This window comes from Microbacterium sp. zg.Y909, assembly GCF_024626565.1.
In genome coordinates this window covers 1-4,926 of the sequence record NZ_JANJFJ010000335.1, presented here as the reverse complement: position 1 = coordinate 4,926, position 4,926 = coordinate 1, and the positions used below count along the sequence as shown (strand labels likewise).

Here is a 4,926-nt window from a genome sequence, read left to right as displayed (position 1 = left end):
CTCGTCGGGGCGGACCGCGGCCGCGTGCGCGGCATCCTGATCGACGACCTGCCCGCCACCGACGCCGAGCTCGTCGCGCTCGCCGACGCCCTGGATGATCTCGAGACGGCCGTCCGTCTCGCCGTCCGACCCGAGAGGAACCCGCAGTGACCCACCTCGAGCCCTCCGCCGCCGCACCCGCGACGCCGATCGACGACGACGCCCTGCGCGAGGCGATGAACCGCGTGCGCCTGGAAGTAGGCAAGGCCGTCATCGGCCAGGACGGCGCCGTGACAGGGCTGCTGATCGCCCTGCTCGCGCGCGGCCACGTGCTCCTGGAGGGCGTGCCCGGCGTCGCCAAGACGCTGCTGGTCCGCTCGTTCAGCCGGGCGATCGGCCTGGACACCAAGCGCGTGCAGTTCACGCCGGACCTCATGCCCGGCGACGTCTCCGGGTCGCTGGTGTACGACGCGCGCTCGGGCGAGTTCGAGTTCCGCGAGGGACCGGTGTTCACCAACGTGCTGCTGGCCGACGAGATCAACCGCACGCCTCCCAAGACCCAGGCCGCACTCCTCGAGGCCATGGAGGAGCGCCAGGTTTCGGCCGACGGGGTCACCCGCCCGCTCCCGGACCCCTTCCTCGTCGCGGCGACGCAGAACCCCGTGGAGCACGAAGGCACCTACTCGCTCCCCGAGGCCCAGCTGGACCGCTTCCTGCTGAAGCTCGTCATCGGCGTCCCCGCCCGCGACGCCGAGCTCGCGGTGCTGCGCCGCCACGCCGACGGGTTCCGGCCGGGTGACCTCGATGCGGCGGGCCTGAGCGCAGTCGTCGGGGCCGACGAGATCCGCGCCGCCCAGCGCGCCGCGGCATCCGTCGCCGTCGCCGACGATGTGCTCGGCTACGTCGTCGACCTCGCCCGGGCCACCCGGCAGGCGCCGTCCGTGCAGCTGGGTGCGAGCCCGCGCGCCGCGACGGCGCTGCTGGCGGCGGCCAAGGTCTGGGCGTGGCTGGGCGGCTACCCCGCCATCACGCCCGACCACGTGCAGGCCATGCTGATGCCCGCCTGGCGGCACCGGCTGCGGCTGCGACCCGAGGCGGAGATCGAGGGCGTGTCGGTGGAGGCGATCCTCGCGTCGGTGCAGCAGCAGACCCCCGTGCCGATCTGAGCCGGCGTCCGCCCGCCGCATCCCGCGTCCCCCGCCCCACGTCTCCGACCCACGTCTCCGAAGGAACCATGTACGTCACCGGCCGTCTTCCTGCACTGGTCGCCCTCGGCGTCGTGCCCGTGGTGCTGCTGGGCTCGGCCGGCATCGCACCCTGGGCGGTCGCCGGGGTGTGGCTCGTACTGTGCGCGCTGGCGACGGGCGTGGATGCCGCAACCGCCCCGGACCCCCGCGGGTTGAGCTTCACGCGCACCGGTCCCACCCGCACCCGCCTGGGCGAGCGCGTGGACACTTCGCTCGTCGCGCACAACGGCGGCCCACGGCGGGTGCGCGGCCACCTGCGCGATGCCTGGCAGCCCACGGCTGGCGCGCCGGAGGGCCGCGCTGCGCTGGACGTCCCGGCCGGCGAGCGCCGGGCGATCCCGATGCCGCTGCGGCCACGGCGGCGGGGCGAGCTGCGCAGCGACTTCGTCGTCGTCCGCTCCGGCGGCCCGCTCGGCATGGCGGGGCGGCAGGCGCGCCTCGAGGCGCCCGGCGCCGTGCGGGTGCTCCCGCCCTTCGCGTCGCGGCGTCACCTGCCCTCACGATTGGCGCGGCTGCGCGAACTCGACGGCAACACCAGCGTGCAGGTGCGCGGGCAGGGCACCGAGTTCGACAGCCTGCGCGAGTACGTCCGCGGCGACGACGTGCGCTCCATCGACTGGCGCGCCACCGCTCGCGCCGGCACGACGATGCTGCGCACCTGGCGCCCCGAGCGCGACAGGCACGTCGTGATCATCGTCGACACCGGGCGCACCGCCGCCGCGCGGGTCGGGGACGGCGTACGCCTGGATGCCGCGATGGAGGCGGCCCTGCTGCTGGCCGCCCTCGCCTCGCGCGCCGGCGACCACGTGCATCTGGCGATGTTCGACCGGGTGCTGCGGGCGCGGGTCACCGGCATCGACGGCCCAGCGCTCCTGCCGGCGATGGTCGACGCGATGGCGCCCGTGGAGGCGCAGCTGATCGACACCGACTGGGATGCCGCCTTCGCGCAGGTGCGCGCCCTCACCTCCCGGCCGTCGCTGGTGGTGCTGCTGACCGCGCAGGACTCCCCCGAGTCCTCCCGCGGGTTCCTCGGGTCGCTCGGCGCCGTCGCGCGGCGCGCCCACGTGCTCGTCGGCACCGCCACCGACGCCGCGCCCGATCCCTCCGACGAGGCCACCGGCGGGCGACGGACCGCCGATGACGTGTACCGCGCGGCGGCGGTGCAGCGCAGCGCGCGCGACGCTGCCAGGGTGGCCGCGGCCGTCGCCCGCGCGGGCGGAGACGCGCTCAGCGCCTCGCCCGATGACCTGCCCCCGCAGATCGCCGACCGCTACCTGGCGCTCAAGGCGGCCGGCCGGCTCTGAGCCGCCGGTGCGCGTCACACCTTAGCAACTCAGGTTGACACCCCCTTTGTCAGCAACGTATGTTGACAGCATGCAAGCTTCTCAGATCGCCGACGCAGCCAGCGACACGGCCGACCCTCGCGCTGGGCTGCGCGCCGTGGCATCCCTGCGGACCCTCACCGACCGACTCGAGCTGCGGCAGGTCGAGGCCGCGCTGCGCGCGGGCATGACGTGGCAGACCATCGCCGATGCCCTCGGCGTCAGCCGTCAGGCTGTGCACAAGAAGTACGCCAAACGCGTCGACCCGGCCATCCCGGTGCCGCGGAGGCACGGCTGATGGCGACGTTCGGCGAGACGGTCGCCACGAGCCACGTCCTGTCGCTGATGGCCATGGAGGAGGCCTCCCGTCAGGGCCTGCGCGAAGCGGACTGCGAGCACCTGCTCATCGCCCTGACCCTCGACGGCGGCGTGGCAGGTCAGGTGCTGCGCAGCCTCGGCGTGACCGTCGAGAACACGCGGGCCGCCCTGTCGGCGCAGCACACCGCGCAGCTGGAGTCTCTCGGGGTCGAGGCGTCGGCGGTGGAGCCCGGACGGATCGTCTTCCACGAGACGCAGGGGTACCACTGGAGCGGGCGGGCGCTGCAGGTCATGAAGGATGCCTCCCGCGCCGGCCGGGGCGGCGATGCGCCTGCGATCCTGCGCGCGCTGGTCGCCGAGCCGAGCGGGTTCATCGCCGCGACCCTGGAGCGCCTGGGGGCGAGTGCTGACGAGGTGGCACGACGCCTGGACGACGCCGACCGGCTGCCGACGGCACCGCGGCGACGACGAGACCAGGCTCTTTTGTCGACCTCGACGACGGCGTTCGTCCCGGCGCCGCCCGAGCAGGTGTGGGCGCTGGTGTCCGACGCGGAGCGGATCCCCGAATGGGATGCCGTCATCGGCAGCGTGACCCGACCGCACGGCGGGGCCGGCGGCGACGTCTGGATCGGCCGGCCCCGCACGCACGCCCCCGACGGGCGACCGCTGCGGATCACACCGGCGATGCGGCAGCAGGAGATGCATCTCGTGTCGACACAGGAACTGGTGTCGGTCCAGTGGCGCTTCCGGTATCCGGACGTCGCCCGCAGCCACGCCCGTCGCGTGACGCTCTCGCTCGAGCACGCCGCCGGCGGCACGCACCTGGGCATCTCCTTGGCCTGGGAGCCACCCGCGGGGCGCCGGCCGCGCCCCCTCGCCGCTCTCGTGCTTCGCCCCCTGTATCGCGCCATGCTCTGGATGCAGGTCTCCGTGCTGGCCGCCGCCATCAGTCGCGTCTTCCGGCAATGACCGACGCGCTCTCTCGCAGTGGCGCTATCGAGGCCCGCGGCGGCGGGCTACTGTGAGCCCGAAAGGAGGCACAGCCATGAGCAATGATCCTCGTCCGGAAGAACACGTCGCCCCCACGCCTCTCGACCACGCCGCCGCCCCCGGGGGACCGAGCATGGCCCTGCGGATGTCCGCGGAGGCGATGGGCACGTTCCTGCTGGTGTTCGGCTCCATCGGCGCCGCGCTCTTCGCCGCGGACTACGGCGTCGGCCCCGAGGGCACGTCCCTCGGCATCGGATTCGTCGGGGTCGCCCTCGCCTTCGGCCTCACGGTGGTCGCCGGCGCCTATGCCTGGGGCCCGATCTCGGGTGGCCACTTCAATCCGGCGGTGACCCTCGGGCTGGCCGCGGCGGGTCGCTTCCCGTGGCGCGAGACCCTCGCCTACATCGTCGCGCAGCTCGTGGGCGGCGCGGTGGGGACCACCCTCCTCGTGCTCATCGGGCTCTTCGGACCCGACGGCTGGCTGCGCTCCGCTCAGGACGGCGGCTTCGCCAGCAACGGCTTCGGCGAGCACTCCCCCGGCGGGTTCGGTCTGGGCGCCGCGATCATCGCCGAGATCCTGTTCACCGCGATCTTCGTGCTCGTGATCCTGGGGGTGACCCATCCGTCCCGGGGAACGAAGCTCGCCGGACTGGTGATCGGTCTGACGCTCACCCTCATCCACCTGGCATCCATCCCGATCGACAACACGTCGGTCAACCCCGCCCGCTCCATCGCCACGGCCCTCTACGGCGGTCCTGACGCGCTGCTGCAGCTCTGGGTGTTCATCGTCTTCCCGATCGTCGGGGCCCTCATCGCCGGCTTCTGCCATCGGGCGCTCTTCGACGGACGCGAACTGGGCTGAGCGCACGCGAAGCGGCCCGCCCCCGAGGGGGACGGGCCGCTGTGCTGCCGTGCGGGTGGATCAGCGCAGGTCGAAGCGGTCCAGCTCCATGACCTTGCCCCACGCGGCGACGAAGTCGCGCACGAACTTCTCCTGCGCGTCATCGCTCGCGTAGACCTCCGCGAGGGCGCGGAGCTCGGAGTTGGAGCCGAACAGCAGGTCGACGCGT

General features: G+C 73.6%; 5 protein-coding genes. All 5 read left to right on the top strand.

Features of this window, described 5'->3' with window-relative positions; genetic code table 11:
• Positions 1-215 precede the first annotated feature (215 nt).
• The 5 genes from NQ160_RS18515 to aqpZ all read left to right on the top strand — a co-directional run bounded on the left by NQ160_RS18515 (position 216) and on the right by aqpZ (position 4,718).
• Positions 216-1,145, top strand: a complete 930-nt coding sequence (locus NQ160_RS18515) for an AAA family ATPase (protein ID WP_257516592.1) — start codon at positions 216-218, stop codon at positions 1,143-1,145.
• A 68-nt stretch (positions 1,146-1,213) separates the two neighbouring features.
• A complete protein-coding gene (locus NQ160_RS18510) occupies positions 1,214-2,530 on the top strand; it encodes a DUF58 domain-containing protein (RefSeq protein ID WP_257516591.1) in 1,317 nt (438 codons plus the stop codon).
• 70 nt (positions 2,531-2,600) lie between these two features.
• Positions 2,601-2,846: a helix-turn-helix domain-containing protein gene (locus NQ160_RS18505; RefSeq protein WP_257516590.1), complete on the top strand. Its 246-nt coding sequence runs from the start codon at positions 2,601-2,603 to the stop codon at positions 2,844-2,846.
• Positions 2,846-3,835, top strand: a complete 990-nt coding sequence (locus NQ160_RS18500) for an SRPBCC family protein (protein ID WP_257516589.1) — start codon at positions 2,846-2,848, stop codon at positions 3,833-3,835. The genes NQ160_RS18505 and NQ160_RS18500 overlap by 1 nt, the downstream gene beginning before the upstream one ends.
• A 154-nt stretch (positions 3,836-3,989) precedes the next feature.
• A complete protein-coding gene (gene aqpZ / locus NQ160_RS18495) occupies positions 3,990-4,718 on the top strand; it encodes an aquaporin Z (protein WP_257516577.1) in 729 nt (242 codons plus the stop codon).
• Positions 4,719-4,926: the final 208 nt, after the last annotated feature.